Genomic DNA, 17299 nt, shown 5'->3' with positions numbered 1-17299 from the left:
GCAAAACGCTCGGCTGGGATACCCCAGCCGAGCGTCTACGTGATCTACTCACCACCTGAAACCAGGCGGTGTTGCGACGACCCCTAGAACCCAAGTAGGCGTGCCGGGGGCCTCGCACGCGCCGGGGGCCTCTTGCGGTTCACCGGCGCCCTCGTTCGACTTCGGGTCCTGATTCGGGTCGGGGCGTGTGGCGCGCGGCGCGCCGCCCCGGCGCGGGTCAGGGGCCGAACTCGGTGGGGGAGACGTTGAGCAGTTGGCAGACCTCGTGGATCACCTGGCGTTCCGCGTGCGCGTAGTGCCCGTCCGCGCCCGCGATCACCACCCCCGTGCGGATCACGGCCCTGGCCAGCGCCGGCTGGTCCCTGACCTTCGCGATCTCCCGCAGCACCCCGCCCCTCGCCCGCCGGAAGTCGCCGCTCAGCCGGTCGATGTGCCGGTTGAAGAGCCTCAGCAGCTGGTCCGGCGGGAAGTGCTTCAGCCGTTCGTGCCCCTCGATCAGCGACTCGACGCGCTTGCGCTCCGCCGGATGCACCGAGCCGTCGGCCGTGGCCACCAGCGCGCACATCGCCATGCTGGCGTCCCGGTAGGGCGCGCCACGGAACGCCGCCTTCCGCTGGGCCAGCCAGTCCTGGATCTCCTTGCTCACTCCTCGATCACCCAACCCCCTCGCACCGGCGGGCCGTCACCCGGCCCCGGACCTCGCGGTCGCATCCCCCGCTGAAGCGATTATTCCGCCTACCCCCCGGTAGTCCATCCGCCGACCGACCACGGCCGCCCGGGGTGGGGGGCAGGGGGCCGCCGTGGCGGGATGTGGGAGTGGGAGGCCCGCTCGGCGATGCCCGGCTTCCGACGCCCCCCGCAAGTGGGTTCACCGACAACCGGGACACCCTCGTATCGGGATCAGCAAGGTCATCGTCGCCGTCCTCGGCATCGTCATCGTGATCACCGGGCCCCTCGCCTGGGTCGTCCGCGCCGCCGCCCTCACCGGCACCCTCATCAAGTACGCCGGAGGTGAAGTCGGGCGCCTCGTGTCGTGTTCTCAGCGCTCGACCGCATCCCAGGTTTCAAGGGCATCACCACGCTCGGCGGGCTTGCCAGCGGGCTTCGTACCTCCCGCGACGAGGATCACGCGAATCAAGAACCATCTGTGCGAAGACGAGCATCTGCTCGATGGCCACACGAGCATTTGGAAACCGGCCGAAATGGCCAAATTCCACTCCATCCCCGGGATCGCGGAAGCTTGGGAAAGCCCGAGGAACGGCGACCCGCAACCGACCGACATCGTACTACTCCGTCATGAACTCCACGAATCCGACTCCATGAGAGAGACGGGGAATCCAAGCTACCGTGAGGCACACCAAGCCACCCTCGACGCGGGCCTGTTCTGGGACGATGAGGCTGCGGCACGTGACGGCCGAGACTGCCGCGACCGAAGAGGATCTCACCATGATGTCTTTCTGCGCCATGCTGACCAGCAGCCTGGGTGACGCACACCAATATCACGTTCTCCTCGACGGCGGAGAGCGCAAATTTCATCTCACCCTCGTCACAAACAAAAGGGAGACGCTTTCGACCACGCCTGAAGGTATTCCGGACACCTTCTGCAAGCTTTCCCTGGAGACCGGGAAGATGGAAATCGCACCCGGCGACGGCGATGACTACTTCGACCGTGAGACCCACGGCTACAGTCGGGAGGAGTTCGCACGCGTCTCTGTGCACATCCGGACCGGATGGGTCCGGGACGGTTCTCCTCCCGCGACGGTCGTGAAGTACTTCGGGTGACCGATGCGCCACGGCGGTCGAATAGCTGCCGTGGGGCGCCGGTTGGCGTCACGGTTGCCCTTCAGACCTCCCGCCCGCGCTCCCACAGCTCCTCGACGTGGTCGGCGAACCGGTCGAACAGGCCGCGTTCCTCCTGGCGGCGCAGGTGCAGCATCGGTGAGTCGTGGCCGACGACGCGGGCCAGGTGCGGGGTGACCAACGCGTCCCGGTCGAAGCGGAAGACGGACAGGGAGACGTGGTTGGTGGCGTCCGAAGCGGCCGAGAAGCGGGCCTCGACGCCCGGGACGTCGCCGAGTCTGGCCAGGTGTTCCAGCGTGATCCGGATGCGGGTCGACACCGTGAGCGCCACGTCCTCGACGGCCTCCCGCTGGCGCGTCACCTCACCCTCGGGGTCCCCGAGCAGAAACCGCACGCGGCAGCCGGCCTCGGCCTTTCGGCGCAGGGTGTCCACGTAGGCGGGCTGGTCAAGCCACAGGAAGTAGTTGGTGAACCCGGCGAGGGTGATGTCCTCGGTGGCGCCCTGCGTCAACTCCCCCCAGACGGACGAGGGGCAGGCCGAACGGTAGGGATAGCTGCGGACGATCTCCCGGTCGGACCCGGTCCTGACGCTGTTCCGCACGATCCTGGGCCACAACATCTCTGCCTCAACTCCCAACGCCGCTGCGGCGTCCTCGCGGTTTCGCGCGTGCGGAACGAAGCCGGGTCCACCCGAAGGCGGCACAACGTATCGCTGCCGTGCGGCAGTTGGCGTCAGACCGGGCGCCCGCCCGGCTGTCCGAGCGGGCGGCCTGACTCCAGGTAGTGAGTCTGCCCGCCCATGAGCGCCTCGATCGCCAGGCCGACATGCGGCTCGACGCGTTCGCCAGGGCCGACCTGGTGAACGAGACGTCCAGGGGCACGGGAAGGTCGGCACGCGGGCGGCCGTAGCGCCGCGTCCTCAGCCGGCGTTCCCCGCCGCCGTGAGGAAGGTGCGGAGGGCGGCGGTGAGTTCGGCGGGGGTGTCCTCCTGGACGAGGTGGCCGGCGCCGGGGATGAGGGTGAGGGTGGCGGCCGGGATGAGGGAGGCGAGTTCGTGGGCGCGGGCCACGGGGATCCAGGTGTCGTCCTCGCCCCAGCAGATGTGGACCGGCAGGTCGAGCGAGGGGTAGCGCTCCTGGATCTCGTCGGTGAAGCGCTGCTCGGCCTGGGCGATCTGGCGGTAGAAGGCCGGCTGGCCCTCGTCGCCGAGCCAGGGGGTGGCCAGGCGTTCGAGAACGGCCGGGTGGAGGCCGGGGCCGCTCGCGGTGGTGATGTACTCGCGGACCAGCGCGCCGTGGAGGTTGGGCGGCAACTGCTCGAAGACCGAGGTGTTCTCGCCGACCAGGCGGAAGAACGGCGACCCCCAGGGCGCCAGCGCGACCGGGTCGACCAGCGCCAGGCGGCGGTAGCGCGCGCCGTGCAGAAGGTGCGCGCGCAGCGCGACCGCGCCGCCGAAGTCGTGGGCGGCGACCAGGGGTTCGGTCAGCTCCCAGTGGTCGAGCAGCTCACGGAAGACGCGGCCCTGGGCGGCGAGCGAGACGTCCTGGCCCTCGAACTTGGCGGAGCCGCCGTAGCCCGGCATGTCCCAGACGTACACCCGGTGGTCGACGGCGAACGCGCGGGCGATGCCGCGCCAGACGTAGGAGGAGAACGGCGTGCCGTGGAGCAGGACGACGGGCGGGGCGGTCGCGGCGCCGAGGCGTTGCCAGCGCACCCGGCCCGAGGTGCTCTCGTAGGTTTCGGACAGTTCCCAGCCCTGGGTCATCGGTGGTGCTCTTCTCACTGTTCGGCGGCGCGGGTCGTCCTCGATCCTGACACCCGCGGGCGCGCGTTCAGTCGCAGGGGCCCGGCGCGCCGGTGACGACGAGGGTGAGGCGGGTGCCGCGCGGGAAGCCCCCGTCGGCCGCGCGGTGGTACAGGCAGCTGAGGGCCTTGGCGACGTAGCGGCGTTCCAGGCGCAGGCCGTGGTCGTTCTCGAACCGGTCGGTGAACGCGGCGAGTTCGGGCGTTATCCGACCGTAGCCGCCGCCGTGGTGGGCGTGGTCGATCTCCCAACGGGGGAACGCCCGCCCGTCCCAGCCGGCCCGGTGGAGTGCGGTGACCTCGGACTCCAGATAGCCCTCGCCGCCCTTGAGCACGGCGACGCCGAGGGCGCGGGCACCGGGCGGGAGCGCGGCCGCGATGCCGGCCAGGGTGCCGCCGCTGCCGACCGGGCAGCAGACGACGTCCCGGGGGCCGAGGTCGGTGAGTTCGGTGACGATCTCGGCGGCGCCGTGCGCGGCGAGGGCGTTGGAGCCGCCCTCCGGCAGCACGTGGGCGCGGCCGAAGCGGGAGGTGAGGCGGGCGGTGGTGGCGGACGCGGTGGCCGGGTCGCGCAGGGCGCGCAGCGTGTCGCGGTACTCGGCGCGGCTGAGGAAGACCAGCTCCATGCCGTCGCGTGCGGCGGCGGCGAGGGCCGGGTTGCGGGGGCGTTCGGCGAGTTCGTCGCCGCGCACCAGTCCGACGCTGGCCAGGCCGGCGTCGCGGGCGGCGGCCGCGGTGGCCGTCAGATGGTGGGAGTAGGCGCCGCCGAACGTCAGCAGCCGGTCGTGGCCGGCGGCGCGGGCGGCGCGGAGGTTGGGGCGGAGCTTGCGCCACTTGTTGCCGGAGACACGGGGGGTGCCGGAAACGGAAGGGGGGATCAGGTCGTCCCGCTTCAGGCGCAACGTGACCCCCGCCCGTTCCAGCAGCGGCTCCGCGACGGGCTGCACGGGGGAGGGCGGTGTGAGGGACGTCGACAACATCTGCACAAGCGTACGAAGTGCGGACAGGAATCCGTCGCCTCGGGAGCGGGTAGGAGCGACGCGAGCGGTGTCCCCCACGGGCCCGCGTCGCCGCATCGCCCCACCGAATCGCCCCCACCGATACGGAAGGCCACCGAGTCGTGACCAGAAGATGGCAGTTCAGATGCCCTGGCCCCCATCCGCAGTGCCGTGGCTGCGGCGGTCAGCGGATGGACGTCAAGGAGACGTTCTACCTCTCGAACAACGGTGACGCGGAGGGTGTCGTCGCCCCCCACCGTTGCTGGCACTGCAAGGGCAGGGGCTACTCCTGCCAGTCGAGCAGCGCCTGCTCCCCACCCCACGCGTAGCCCTCCGGGGGTTTCGGGGACGACCACCCACCCGGCCGGTGCCGCACCGTGGTCGTCCGCGACCCGCCACCCATGCACCGGGCGGCCAGCCGACCACCGAGGCGCGGGTGACCAACCACCCGAGCCACGCGATCCCGGTGTGTTGAGGTAGCGGGTTGGGGGAACTCGGCGCTGGCACTGTTCCAGCGAGCGATTCGGCCGGTGCGCCGGCCTACAGGTGGCAGCGATGACGAGTTCCTTGGGTTCTGACGACTTCGGCCGCGATCCGCTGGGGGAGTATCTGGCGCGGCTCTTCGGCGGCGCCGGCGTCCCGCCCGGCGGCGCCGGCCCGCCTCGCGACGGCGCGGGCCGCGACTTTCTGCGGCTGATGAGCGAGCCGGCCTGGCAGTTGGTGTCCGGCGCCGCCTCCTACGCGGCCGAGCACGGCAGCGACGACCTGGACACCGAGCATCTGCTGCGCGCCGCGCTCGCCGCCGAGCCGACGCGTTCGATGGTGGCGCGGTCGGGCGCCGACCCGGACACCCTGGCCGAGGAGATCGACAGCCACGCGGGCGAGGGGCCGACGCGCACGTCGATCTCGGTGAGTCCGGCCGCCAAGCGCGCGCTGCTGGACGCGCACCGGGTGGCGTTGGCCTCCGGCGCGCGTTACATCGGGCCCGAGCATCTGCTGCTGGCGCTGGCGGCGAACAAGGATTCGACGGCGGGGCGCGCGTTGGACGCCGTCAGGTTCGATCCGGAGGCGTCGGCCGCCGGCCCGCCGCCCGGCGCGCAGGGGGGCGGGAACGCGGAACGGGGCGCCGGGGCGCGCCCCGGCGGGGGCGGGCGCACGCCCAACCTGGACCGTTACGGACGGGATCTGACCGTGCTCGCCCGGGACGGCGAGATCGACCCGGTGATCGGCCGGGAGGCCGAGATCGAGCAGACCGTCGAGGTGCTGGCCCGGCGCGGGAAGAACAACCCGGTGCTGATCGGCGAGGCCGGCGTCGGCAAGACGGCGGTCGTGGAGGGGCTGGCGCAGCGGATGGCGGAGGGCGACGTGCCGGACGTGCTGCTGGGGCGGCGCGTGGTGCAGCTGAACTTTTCGGCGCTGGTCGCCGGCACCCGTTACCGGGGCGACTTCGAGGAGCGGTTGACGGGGCTGATCGACGAGATCCGCGCCCAGTCGGACCAGGTGATCGTCTTCATCGACGAGCTGCACACGGTGGTCGGTGCCGGCGGCGGGGGCGGCGAGGGCGGCTCGATGGACGCCGCGAACATCCTGAAGCCGGCGCTGGCCAGGGGCGAGTTGCACGTGATCGGCGCCACCACGCTGGAGGAGCACCGGCGGTACATCGAGAAGGACGCGGCACTGGCCCGCCGTTTCCAGCCGATCCTGGTGCCCGAGCCGACGACCGAGGACGCGGTGACGATCCTGCGCGGGCTGCGGGACCGCTACGAGGCGCACCACCAGGTGCGGTACAGCGACGAGGCGCTGCTGGCCGCGGTCCAGCTCTCCGACCGTTATCTCAGCGACCGTTTCCTGCCGGACAAGGCGATCGACCTGATCGACCAGGCGGGCGCCCGGGTGCGGATGCGCGCCTCGACGGCGAGCGGGGACGTGCGGGCGCTCCAGCGGGAGCAGGAGCAGGTCGGCCGCGACAAGGACCAGGCGGTCGCCGCCGAGGACTACGAACGGGCGAGTGAGCTGCGCGACCGGCTGGCCGAGCTGGAGCGGCGCGTCGAGGAGCGCGGCCGGCGCGGGCAGCAGGACCGGGACCGGATCGCCGAGGTCACGGTGGACGACATCGCCGAAGTGGTCTCGCGGGGGACCGGCATCCCGGTGAGCAGCCTCACGCAGGAGGAGAAGGACCGGCTGCTCGGCCTGGAGAGCCGGCTGAAGGAGCGGGTGATCGGCCAGGACGAGGCGGTCTCGGCGGTGGCGGACGCGGTGCTGCGCTCCCGCGCGGGGCTGGCCAGCGGAAACCGGCCGATCGGCAGCTTCCTCTTTCTCGGGCCTACCGGCGTCGGCAAGACGGAGCTGGCCAGGGCGCTGGCGGAGGCGCTCTTCGGCAGCGACGAGCGGATGGTCCGGCTGGACATGAGCGAGTACCAGGAGCGGCACACGGTCAGCCGGCTGGTGGGCGCGCCGCCCGGCTATGTCGGGCACGAGGAGGCGGGTCAGCTGACCGAGACGGTGCGCCGCGATCCGTACTCCCTGCTGCTGCTCGACGAGGTGGAGAAGGCGCACCCGGACGTGTTCAACATCCTGCTCCAGGTGCTGGACGACGGCCGGCTGACCGACGCGCAGGGCCGGCGGGTCAACTTCACCAACACCGTGATCGTGATGACGAGCAACCTCGGCTCCGAAGCGATCAGTGCACGAGGTCCGAGGGCCGGTTTCGGTCGTGGTGACGCAGAGAGCGGTGACGAGGAGCGCAGGGAACGGGTGCTGAAGCCGTTGCGTGAGCACTTCAGGCCGGAGTTCCTGAACCGGATCGACGAGATCGTGATCTTCCGCCAGCTGACCGGCGCGCAACTGCGCGAGGTCACCGACCTGATGTTGAACGAGACGCGGCACCAACTGCACGCGCAGGACGTCGCGGTCACGTTCACCCCCGCCGCCGTCGACTGGCTCGCCGAGCACGGCTACCAGCCGGAGTACGGCGCCAGGCCGCTGCGGCGCACCATCCAGCGCGAGGTGACCAACGAGCTGTCGCGCCGGCTGCTGCGCGGGGAGCTGGCCCCGCACACCGCGTTGACCGTGGACGTGGCGGACGGGCGCTTGGACTTCCGCGCGACGCGCGGCGGGGAGGGCGCGCGGGACACGGAAGGCGCGCGGGACACGGAGGCCGCCGGGGAGGGGTAGGTCGGGAGGAGGAGCCGAACGGGCCGTTCCGCCACCGGGCGGGACGGCCCTTCGCCGTCGCCAGATCGGATCTCGCGCCCCGTCTCGCGCCTGCCGGGTGACGAGCCGAGGAACGGGACGAGGGGAGGCGGACGGCGGTGGCGGGTGCGACGGAGGAGGCGGCGGAGCCGCTGCGGCTCGCGGTGCTGCTGGGCAGCACGCGCGAGGGCCGGGTGGGCGGGGACGTGGGGGAGTGGTTCCGCGCGCGGGCGGCGGAGCGGGACGGGCTGCGGGTGGAGATGGTCGACCTCGTCGACTACGCCTTCCCGGCGCGGTTCCCCGAGGAGCCGACGGAGGAGATGGACCGCTTCGCCGCGGCGGTCGACCGCGCCGAGGGGTTCGTGGTGGTCACCCCCGAGTACAACGGGGGCTATCCGGCCTCCTTGAAGCAGGCCGTCGACTACGCCTACGACGAGTGGCACGCCAAGCCGGTCGGCCTCGTCTCCTACGGGCACGGCGGCTGCGGCCGGCTCGCGGCGGCCGGGCTGCGGCTGGTCTTCAACGAGCTGCGCTCGGTGACGGTCCGCAACGCCGTCAGCGTCGACCTGGACGGACCGTTGGGCGGGCCGGAGCAGGAGTGCGCGGCGGACAGACTGCTGGACGAGCTGCTCTGGTGGGGGCTCGCCCTGCGCGAGGCGAAGGCGCGGCGGCCCTACGTGAGCTGAGAGGCCCCGTTGTCAGTGGTCCCCCCTACCCTGGGCCACCTGATCGAAAACATATGCGAATCGGTGCGTCGGTGAGCGATGAGTTCCGCTCGCTCCCCCGGTCTACCGCAGCGCGGGGCACCGACACCAGGCACCACGACACGGCACCACACCCCTGATCCGCGAGAGGACTGGAATGAGTGAGCGCAAGGACGAGTTGGCGATCGAGACATCGGGGCTCGTCAAGACATTCGGAGAGCTGCGCGCCGTCGACGGCGTGGACCTGGCCGTCCCCGCCGGCACGGTCTACGGCGTGCTCGGGCCGAACGGCGCGGGCAAGACCACCACCGTGCGGATGCTGGCCACGCTGCTGCGCCCGGACGGCGGCGAGGCCAGGGTCTTCGGCCACGACGTGCTCGCGGAGGCGGACCGGGTGCGCTCGCGGGTGAGCCTGACCGGGCAGTACGCCTCGGTCGACGAGGACCTGACCGGCGCGGAGAACCTGATACTGCTCGCCAGACTGCTGGGCCACCGCAAGGCGGCGGCCAGGGAGCGGGCGGCGGCGCTGCTGGAGGCGTTCGGCCTGACGGCCGCCGCCGACAAGCAGGTGAAGAACTACTCGGGCGGGATGCGCCGCCGCGTGGACATCGCGGCCAGCATTCTGAACACTCCGGACCTGCTCTTCCTGGACGAGCCGACGACCGGTCTCGACCCCCGTTCGCGCAACCAGGTGTGGGACATCGTCCGGGCCGTCGTCGCGCAGGGCACCACGGTGCTGCTGACCACGCAGTATCTGGACGAGGCCGACCAGTTGGCCGGCCGGATCGCGGTGATCGACACGGGTCGGGTCATCGCGGAGGGCACCCCGGGGCAGCTGAAGTCGTCGGTCGGCTCGGGCTCCGTGCGGGTCCGGCTGCGCGAGGCCGACGACCGGGAGAAGGCCCGCCGGGTGCTGGCCGCCCGCCTGGGGACCGAGGTGACGCTGGACGCCGACCCGGTCTCGCTGTCGGCGCGGGTGCCGGCGGACGCGGGCGGCGGTCCCGCCGAGCGCGCCGCCGCCGCGCTGGGCGAGCTGGCGGGGGCGGGGATCGTCGTGGACGACTTCTCGCTCGGCCAGCCCAGCCTGGACGAGGTGTTCCTCGCCCTCACCGGCAAGCCCGCCCAGCCAGCACGCTCGGCCGACGCCCCGGCCGGGACCACCGAGACCAGCGACCGCGAGCGGTCCGCAGACCGGAAGGAGACCGTGGCATGAGCACCGCCGCGGAGACCACCACGACCGACGCCGAGCGGGCGGCGGACACGGCGGAGGCCGCGGACGGCTTCGAGCCGGACCGCGCGACCCTGGCCGCCGTGCTCGCCCCGGGCGAACGCCCCCCGAGGCCGAGCCCGTTGACCGCGTCGACGGTCTTCGGCTGGCGGGCCATGCTGAAGATCAAGCACGTGCCGGAGCAGTTGTTCGACGTCACGGTCTTCCCGGTCATGATGACGCTGATGTTCACCTATCTCTTCGGCGGTGCACTGGCCGGCTCGACCAGCGAGTACCTCCAGTTCCTGCTGCCGGGGATCATGGTGATGAGCGTGGTGATGACCACCATGTACACCGGTGTCGCGGTCAACATGGACATCGCCAAGGGCGTCTTCGACCGCTTCCGCACCCTTCCGGTGTGGCGCCCCTCGGCGATGGTCGGCTACCTGCTGGGCGACATGCTCCGCTACGCCATCGCCTCGGTCGTCATCCTCACCCTGGGGCTGGTCCTCGGCTACCGCCCCGACGGCGGCCCGGTCGGCGTGGTGCTGGCGATCCTGCTGCTGGTGGGCTTCTCGTTCGCCTTCTCGTGGATCTGGACCATGTTCGGGCTGCTGCTGCGCTCGGAGAAGTCCGTGATGGGCATCAGCATGATGGTGATCTTCCCGGCGACCTTCCTGAGCAACATCATGGTCTCCCCCGACACCATGCCCGGCTGGCTCCAGGGCTTCGTCGACGTCAACCCGGTGGCCCGGCTCGTCGCGGCCGTGCGCGGGCTGATGGACGGGAACGTGGAGGCCGGCCAGCTCCTGTGGGTCTTCGTCGCCGCCGGCGTGCTGATAGGGGTCTTCGGCACCCTCACCATGCGGCTCTACAACCGCAAGTAGCCCCGGCGGGGCGGGGCTTCGGGCGCCGTCGGCGGCCCGCGCGGGGGGCGCGGACCGCCGGCGGGTCACAGCCGCCAGGCCACCGTCCTCTCCCCGTCCCCGGGGTGGTAGCCGCAGGTGGCGCCGGTGGTGACGGCCGCCCGCAGGTGCGCGGCCAGCTCGGGATGGCGCTCGTCCAGCCGGCGCAGCGTGTCCCTGATCCGCGCGGTGACCGTCTTCCGCGCCCGTTCCGCCTCGTCGCCCAGCCGCCTGGCCCGCCCGCCGAGGCCCGCCGCGGCGCGCAGCTCCTCGATCAGCGCGGCCCGTTCGGCGTCCAGCCTGGCGGCGGCCCGGTCGTCGCCCGTCGCGTCGGCGCGGTCGATCTCCGCGTCCAGCTCCGTGAGCCGGCGGCGGTAGGCGGTCCTGGCGGTGTCGTCCAGCACCGGGTCGCCGCCGAGGGAGCGCGCCGCGACCAGCTCGGCGCCGCCCGCCGGGTCCAGCAGCCGGGTCGCCGGCACATCCGTCCCCGGGCTGGCCAGCAGCTCCCGCAGGTCGCGCAGCCCCTTGGCGTCCGGCATCCGCACGGTGCGCCCGGCGAACCGCAGCGTCCAGACCGTGCCCTCGGCGCCCTCCCTGCGGAACTCGGCCTCCTCGCACTCCACCCGCCGCGCGCGGCCCTCGCGCACGGCCGCCGCCCGTTCCTCGACCCCCCGCATCCCCAGCCGCCCGGCGTCCTCGACCACGCGGCGCAGCAGCGCCTCGGCCTCGTCCCGCGCGTCGGGCCCGCCGACCGCCAGCACCGCCTCGGCCTGTCGCAGCCTCGCCTCGACGGCCCAGGGCTCCGCCCACATCCGGTCGGCGGACAGCGCGGCGGCGGCGCACCGTTCCACGGCCTCCGGCCAGTCGCCCAGCGCCGCCGCCAACTCGCCCAGCCACAGCGCGAACGGCCCGCCCACGTCGAAGCCGTAGAACGAGACGCCCCACTGGTCGGCCAGCGGGGTCAGCGCGGCGACCGCCGACCGGCACCGTTCCCGGTCGCCCAGCGCGGCGGCGCCCTGCGCGCGCATCCGCAGCCACAGCGCCCACACGTGCCGGGGGTAGCGCTCCCCCTCCCCCGCGGTGGTCAACGCCCGGCGCACCGCGTCGAGATCGCCGCGGTGCACCGCCGTGATCCCCTCCAGCAGCTCCGGGTAGTGGGAGCCGACCTCCGCCATCTCGCACAGCGTCGCCTCCGCCTCCTCCAGCCGGCCCTGGAGCAGCAGCCGCGACCAGGCGAGCTGGTGCGCGTACCGGTGGTACCAGCGGTCCTGCCGCTCCGGCAGCAGCAACGCCGACGCCTCGGCCTGAAGACGCTCCGACTCCTCGAACGCGCCGTGCAGCGTGGCGATCACCGCCCGGTCCACGAGCGTGGAGAGCGCGAAACGCGGCCGGTCGTACCGTTCGGCCAGCATCGTGAACTCCCGCAGCTGCGCGAGATAGTGCGGGTCCCCCAGCTCGACCAGCGCCACCCAGCGCAGCGCCATCGCGAAGTGCTCCGCGTCGATGTCCCCCGAGCGGCGGGCCAGCGCCGTCAACTCCTCCGTCAGCACGGCGCGTTCGGCCGCAGAGCCGGGCCCCCAGATCGCGGCGTGCCGGGCGGAGAGCCCGAAGGCCAGCGCGTCGTCGTCCTGGCCGCGCCGGCCCAGAACGGACACCCGCACGGCCAGTTCCCCGGCGAGGCGGTGCAGCGCGGCGCGGTCGGCCGGCGGTTCCACCGGACCGGCGGGCCCGCCGGGCAGCAGCCCCCGGTGCGCCTCGGCGAGCAGCCTCGGCAGCACCGCCCTGGCCAGGCCGTGCCGCGCCAGCCGCGACTGGTGCAGGGTCAGGGCCACCCGCGCCGAGAGCATCGGATCGGCCAGCTCGGCCGCCTCCGCCAACGCCCGCTCCACATACGGCCGGGCGGCCTCCCACTCCGAGCGGCCGGCCAGCTCCTCGGCCAGTTCGAGGCCGAGCAGCACCCCGCGGGGCGGATCGACCACGGCCGCCAGCTCGTGGGCGCGCCGCAGATGCCCCTCCGCCTCGTCGAACGCCAGCCGGAAGCCGGCGTCCGCCGCGGCGGCGCGCAGCAGTTCGAGGGCGCGCGCCGGGGCGACCTCGTCGCCGGCGAGGTGCGCGTGGCGCGCGAGGTCCGCCGGCGGCACCCGGTCGGCGAGCGCCGGACGCCGGTCGAGCGCGCGGACCACGGCGGCGTGCCGGCGGCGCGCCTCCGGCTCCTCCAGCGCGGCGTACAGCGTCTCGCGCACCAGGTCGTGCCCGAAGGCGAACCGGCCGTCCCCGCGCTGGACCACCAGCCTGGCGGTGACGGCCTGCCCCAGCAGCCGCTCGGCGCGGGCCGGCGGGGTGGCCAGCGCGGCGGCGAGCACCTGCCGGTGGAACTCCCGCCCCAGCACGGCCGCCTGCCGCAGCAGCTCCGCCACCTCGGGGGCCAGCAGCGCCACGCGCCGGCGCACGGCGTCGCGCACGCCGGGCGGGATCGTGTCGACCGCGCCGCCGCCCTGCCAGAGCCTCGCGGTCTGCTCGACGAAGAACGGGTTGCCGCCGGTGCGCCGGTGCGCCTCGGCGACCAGCGCCGGTTCGGCCCGCCGGCCCACCGTGCGGGCGATCAGATCGCCGACCCCCGCCTCGTCGAGCCCTTCCAGCGCCACGGTGGTGGCCCTGGCCAGCAGCGGCAGCATCGCCTCGCGCAGCGGATGGCCCGCGCCGTCCTCGGCGCCGGGCTCCACCTCGGCGTCGCGGTAGGTGCCGACGAGCAACACCCGTTCGAACCAGGTGTGCTGGGCCGCGAACCGGAGCAGCCGCAGCGATGCGACGTCCGCCCAGTGCAGGTCGTCGACGACCACCATCAGCGGGCGCCGCTGGGAGGCGGTCACCAGGGCGGTGGTCACCGCGTCGAAGAGCGCGAAGTCGTCGCGGTCCGCGCCGTCTTCGGGGCGCGAGTCGGCGAGCAGCGCGCTGAGGGCGTGCGCCGAGGCGCGTTCCAGCTCCGCCCACTCCTCCCGGTCCACCAGCCGACGCAACGACCGCAGCACCTGCGTCCACGGCCAGTACCCCGGGGCGTTCTCCGCGTCCCAGCAGGAGCCGCCCAACACCAGGAAACCGCGCCCGCCCGCCTCCCGTGCCGCGTCCGTGACCAGGGCGGTCTTCCCGATGCCCGGCTCCCCGGCGACGAGCACCAGCCCTCCGTGACTGGCCGCCGTCCTGGCCACCTCGGCGCCGAGCACCCCGGACGCGTGCTCCCGACCGATCAGCTGATCGAACACTTGTGCCTTCCGTTGCGTCCCGCGTTGTATGAGGATGACACAATGCGGACTCCCTCCCCTCGGGCCGTGGCCGACGCCCACGTCGAGACGATGGCCGACCTCAATCCGGCGGTCGGCTCCGCGCTCGGCATCCGTCCGGGCGACACGGCGCTCCCCGACTACTCACCCGACGGTCTCGAAGCGCTCGCCGACGCCCGCCGCGTCACCCTCGGGCGGCTGACCGAGGCCGAGAAGGCCCACGAGGCGACCGGCGCGCCGCTGCCCGCCGTCGAACGCAGGGCGGCCCGGCTGCTGCGCGAACGCCTCACCGCGGAACTGGACGCCCACGAGGCCGGTGAGGGTCTGCGCCAGGTGAGCAACCTCTTCTCCCCCGTGTCCCAACTCCGTTCGACGCTGCTGCAGACCCCGAGGGAGACGCCCGACGACTGGGCCGCGTTCGCCGCCCGGCTGCGCAACGTCCCCCGGTCGCTCGCCGGTTACACCGAGAGCCTGGACGCCGGCGTCGCGCGCGGCCTGCTGGCCGCGCCCCGGCAGGCCCGGGTCATGGCCGAGCAACTGGGCGAGCTGCTGGCCGCCGACTGGTTCCGGACGCTGGTCGCCGAGGGACCCGAGCCGCTGGGCGAGGAGTTGACGCGGGCCGCCGACACGGCCGCCGAGGCGCTGGAGCGGCTGCGCCGCCACCTCACCGACACCTATCTCCCGGCCGCCGAGGGCACCCCCGACGCGGTGGGCCGCGCACGTTATCTGCTGGGCGCCCGCACCTGGACCGGCGCCGCGCTCGACGTGGAGGACGCGTACGCGTACGGCTGGTCGGAGTTCCACCGCGTCGGCGCGGAGATGCGCGCGGTCGCCGCACAGGTGCTGCCCGGCGAGTCGACGCTGGCCGCCACGCGTCACCTGGAGGAGCACGGCGAGATCGTCGAGGGCGTGGAGGCGATACGCGACTGGCTCCAGGGGCTGATGGACCGGGCGATCACCGAACTCGACGGCGCCCACTTCGACCTGGCCGAGCCCGTGCGACGGGTCGAGTCCATGATCGCCCCGCCCGGCAGCGCCGCCGCGCCCTACTACACGCGCCCCACGCTGGACTTCAGCCGTCCCGGCCGCACCTGGCTGCCGACCAGGGGCGCGACCCGCTTCCCCACCTGGCAACTGGTCTCGATCTGGTACCACGAGGGCGTGCCGGGCCACCATCTGCAACTGGCCCAGTGGGTGCACGTCGCCGACCAACTCTCCGCGTTCCAGGCGACCCTGGGCTCCGTCAGCGCCACGACGGAGGGCTGGGCCCTGTACGCGGAACGCCTCATGGACGAGTTGGGCCACCTCGCCGACCCGGCGCACCGGCTCGGCTACCTCTCCGCCCAGATGATGCGCTCGGTCCGGGTGATCGTCGACATCGGGATGCACCTGGGGCTGCGCGTCCCCGACGGCGAGAGCTTCCACCCGGGCGAGCGGTGGACCCCGGAGCTGGCCACGGAGTTCTTCCGGCGGCACACGGGCTTCGACGCGTCGTTCACCGAGTCGGAGATCGTCCGCTACCTGGGGATGCCGGGGCAGGCCATCACCTACAAGCTCGGCGAACGCGCCTGGCTCGCCGGCCGCGAAGCGGCCAGGCGCCGCGCGGGCTCCGCGTTCGACGCGCGCCGCTGGCACATGGCGGCGCTGTCGCTGGGCTCCCTGGGGCTGGACGACCTGGAACAGGAGCTGGCGGCGCTGTGATCGCCGGCGGGGAGCGCCCAGCGACGTGAGCGGCGCGGGGAACCCGCGCCAGCAACCCACCGCCGGGGCGGGGACGACACCCCGCCAGGTCCGGCCAGCAGTAGTCGTCCGCGGCCCGCCACGAACGCGCCTACTTCCGGCCGCGCACCTCCAGGTGGGCGAGGAGGTGCGCCGTCGCGGCCGTGATGTCGTCGACGGCCTGGTCGAAGACCTCGCGGTTGTGCGCGGCGGGCGCGCGGAAACCGCTCACCTTCCGCACGTACTGGAGCGCTGCGGCGCGCATGTCGTCGTCGGTGGCCTCCGGCGTGGCCGGGGGACGGAGCGTCTTGATACTGCGGCACATGCGACCAGTGTGGACCCCGCCACTGACAATCGCCCGCCGGCGGCCACCGCCGGCGACCACCGGTCACCACCGGCGACGATCGCGATAGTCCACACGTCCCCCGTCATCGTCCACAGCGCCCGTCCTAGCATCGTGGCGTTGCCAGCCGCGCGGCACGGTTTCTCCCTGGTGAACCCCCCACACGGACGGAGAGTCTCATGCGCAGGACGAGCGCACGATTCAAGCTGGCCAGTGCCGTCGCGGTGACGGCCGCCGTCACCACCGTCGCGGGTCTGACCGCGGCCACCGGCTCCGCCTCGGAGCCCTCCGGCGCCACCCCACTGGCCGTCGGCTCCCCCACGGGCTTCGGCGCCGGGACCACCGGCGGCGCCGGTGGCGAGACCGTCTCGGTCTCCTCCGCCGACGAGCTGATCGAGGCCGCCAACAGCGACGGCGCGCTGGAGATCGAGGTCAACGGCACCATCTCGGTGGACGAGATGGTCCGGGTCTCCTCGGACAAGTCGATCGTGGGCGCCGGTTCCGGCGCCACGATCCAGGGCGGCGGCCTGAACATCGCCGACGCCGACAACGTCATCGTGCAGAACCTGGTCTTCGCCGACTCGAACGACGACGGCATCAACGTCCAGTACAGCACCAACGTCTGGATCGACCACAACGACTTCACCAACCCGAACGACGGCGCGCTGGACATCAAGCGCGCGTCGACGGACATCACGGTGTCGTGGAACCACACGTACGACTCCGACAAGAACATGCTGCTGGGCCACGACGACGGCAACGGCGGCGAGGACATCGGGAAGTTGAACGTCACGTACCACCACAACTGGTTCGACGGCGTCAACCAGCGCAACCCGCGCGTCCGCTTCGGCGACCCGGTGCACGTGTACAACAACTACTACAACGACATCGGCAGCTACGGGGTCGCCTCGACCGAGGACGCCGGGGTGCTGGTGGAGGCGAACTACTTCGAGAACACCGACGACCCCTTCCACCTGGGAGAGGCCGACTCGGGTCCCGGGTCCATCGAGGCCAGGGACAACCACTTCGTCGACTCGGGTGAGGGGGAGGCCGGTGGTTCGGTGTCCGGCATCCCCTACAGCTACACGCCCGACCCGGCCGCCGACGTCAAGTCGATCGTGACGGGCGGCGCCGGGGTGGGCCAGCTGTAACCGGGCGGTCCCCGGGTCTCGCCGACCGGGCCGGCGTCACGCGTTCCGCCGTCGAGGCGGCCGTGACGCCGGCCTTGTCGGCGTGCTCGGGCGGCGCTATCGTCCTCGCCACCTCGGCGGCGCCGCCGAGGGCACCGCAGCGCGCCGCGCGGCGCGGCGCGCGCCAAGCGTTGCCAGCGTTGCCGAGGAGCGAGGCGGT

Annotated in this window: 14 protein-coding genes; 8 read left to right on the top strand and 6 right to left on the bottom strand. The window is 73.0% G+C overall.

Translation table 11 applies throughout. The annotated features are described in order from the left end of the window. Window positions 1–217: 217 nt before the first annotated feature. Window positions 218–646 (bottom strand): tellurite resistance TerB family protein, encoded by a 429-nt coding sequence (locus tag CRP51_RS18165; RefSeq protein ID WP_245880654.1) that lies wholly within the window; start codon window positions 644–646, stop codon window positions 218–220. A 761-nt stretch (window positions 647–1407) separates the two neighbouring features. On the opposite strand from CRP51_RS18165, the gene CRP51_RS18160 reads away from it, so the two are divergent. Continuing rightward, window positions 1408–1782, top strand: coding sequence for a hypothetical protein (locus CRP51_RS18160; protein ID WP_097232291.1), 375 nt, complete (start codon window positions 1408–1410; stop codon window positions 1780–1782). Between the two features lie 61 nt (window positions 1783–1843). Here the strand turns inward: CRP51_RS18160 and CRP51_RS18155 are convergent, their stop codons facing one another. The 3 genes from CRP51_RS18155 to CRP51_RS18145 form a co-directional block, all read right to left on the bottom strand. Further along, window positions 1844–2419, bottom strand: a complete 576-nt coding sequence (locus CRP51_RS18155; RefSeq protein ID WP_097232290.1) for a DUF5919 domain-containing protein — start codon at window positions 2417–2419, stop codon at window positions 1844–1846. 300 nt (window positions 2420–2719) lie between these two features. Continuing rightward, on the bottom strand, window positions 2720–3565 hold the full coding sequence (locus CRP51_RS18150) for an alpha/beta fold hydrolase (RefSeq protein WP_097232289.1): 846 nt from the start codon (window positions 3563–3565) through the stop codon (window positions 2720–2722). 67 nt (window positions 3566–3632) lie between these two features. Then, a complete protein-coding gene (locus CRP51_RS18145) occupies window positions 3633–4583 on the bottom strand; it encodes a 1-aminocyclopropane-1-carboxylate deaminase/D-cysteine desulfhydrase (RefSeq protein WP_097232288.1) in 951 nt (316 codons plus the stop codon). 209 nt (window positions 4584–4792) lie between these two features. On the opposite strand from CRP51_RS18145, the gene CRP51_RS28910 reads away from it, so the two are divergent. From CRP51_RS28910 to CRP51_RS18125, 5 genes are all read left to right on the top strand, one after another. Continuing rightward, entirely contained in the window at window positions 4793–4930 is a 138-nt protein-coding gene (locus CRP51_RS28910) for a hypothetical protein (RefSeq protein ID WP_170970594.1), read from the top strand. A gap of 226 nt (window positions 4931–5156) precedes the next feature. Beyond that, complete coding sequence (locus tag CRP51_RS30000; protein ID WP_170970593.1) at window positions 5157–7775, top strand: ATP-dependent Clp protease ATP-binding subunit; 2619 nt, start codon at window positions 5157–5159, stop codon at window positions 7773–7775. A 137-nt stretch (window positions 7776–7912) separates the two neighbouring features. Then, the gene (locus CRP51_RS18135; protein WP_097232287.1) at window positions 7913–8479 is read left to right on the top strand and encodes an NADPH-dependent FMN reductase; all 567 of its coding nucleotides are present in this window, start codon (window positions 7913–7915) and stop codon (window positions 8477–8479) included. A 175-nt stretch (window positions 8480–8654) separates the two neighbouring features. Further along, window positions 8655–9710 (top strand): ATP-binding cassette domain-containing protein, encoded by a 1056-nt coding sequence (locus CRP51_RS18130; RefSeq protein ID WP_097232286.1) that lies wholly within the window; start codon window positions 8655–8657, stop codon window positions 9708–9710. Next, entirely contained in the window at window positions 9707–10591 is an 885-nt protein-coding gene (locus CRP51_RS18125; RefSeq protein ID WP_097232285.1) for an ABC transporter permease, read from the top strand. Before CRP51_RS18130 ends, CRP51_RS18125 begins: the two co-directional genes overlap by 4 nt. 65 nt (window positions 10592–10656) lie before the next feature. Here the strand turns inward: CRP51_RS18125 and CRP51_RS18120 are convergent, their stop codons facing one another. Continuing rightward, window positions 10657–13869, bottom strand: coding sequence for an ATP-binding protein (locus CRP51_RS18120; RefSeq protein ID WP_097232284.1), 3213 nt, complete (start codon window positions 13867–13869; stop codon window positions 10657–10659). Window positions 13870–13911: 42 nt separating this feature from the next. Here CRP51_RS18120 and CRP51_RS18115 point away from each other — a divergent pair, with 42 nt between their 5' ends. After that, window positions 13912–15588 carry a DUF885 domain-containing protein gene (locus tag CRP51_RS18115; RefSeq protein ID WP_097232283.1) on the top strand — a complete coding sequence of 559 codons (1677 nt, stop codon included), beginning with the start codon at window positions 13912–13914 and terminating at the stop codon, window positions 15586–15588. 130 nt (window positions 15589–15718) lie between these two features. On the opposite strand, the gene CRP51_RS18110 is transcribed toward CRP51_RS18115, so the two are convergent. Continuing rightward, window positions 15719–15931, bottom strand: coding sequence for a DUF2277 domain-containing protein (locus CRP51_RS18110; protein WP_097232282.1), 213 nt, complete (start codon window positions 15929–15931; stop codon window positions 15719–15721). Window positions 15932–16128: 197 nt separating this feature from the next. On the opposite strand from CRP51_RS18110, the gene CRP51_RS18105 reads away from it, so the two are divergent. Then, on the top strand, window positions 16129–17100 hold the full coding sequence (locus CRP51_RS18105; protein ID WP_097232281.1) for a pectate lyase family protein: 972 nt from the start codon (window positions 16129–16131) through the stop codon (window positions 17098–17100). Window positions 17101–17299 lie beyond the last annotated feature (199 nt).

The sequence above is a fragment of the Streptomyces zhaozhouensis genome (assembly GCF_900230195.1).
GTDB classification, from domain to species: domain Bacteria; phylum Actinomycetota; class Actinomycetes; order Streptomycetales; family Streptomycetaceae; genus Streptomyces; species Streptomyces zhaozhouensis.
Note: the sequence above shows the minus strand (reverse complement) of the source record. Positions and strands in the feature narration are given on the sequence as shown.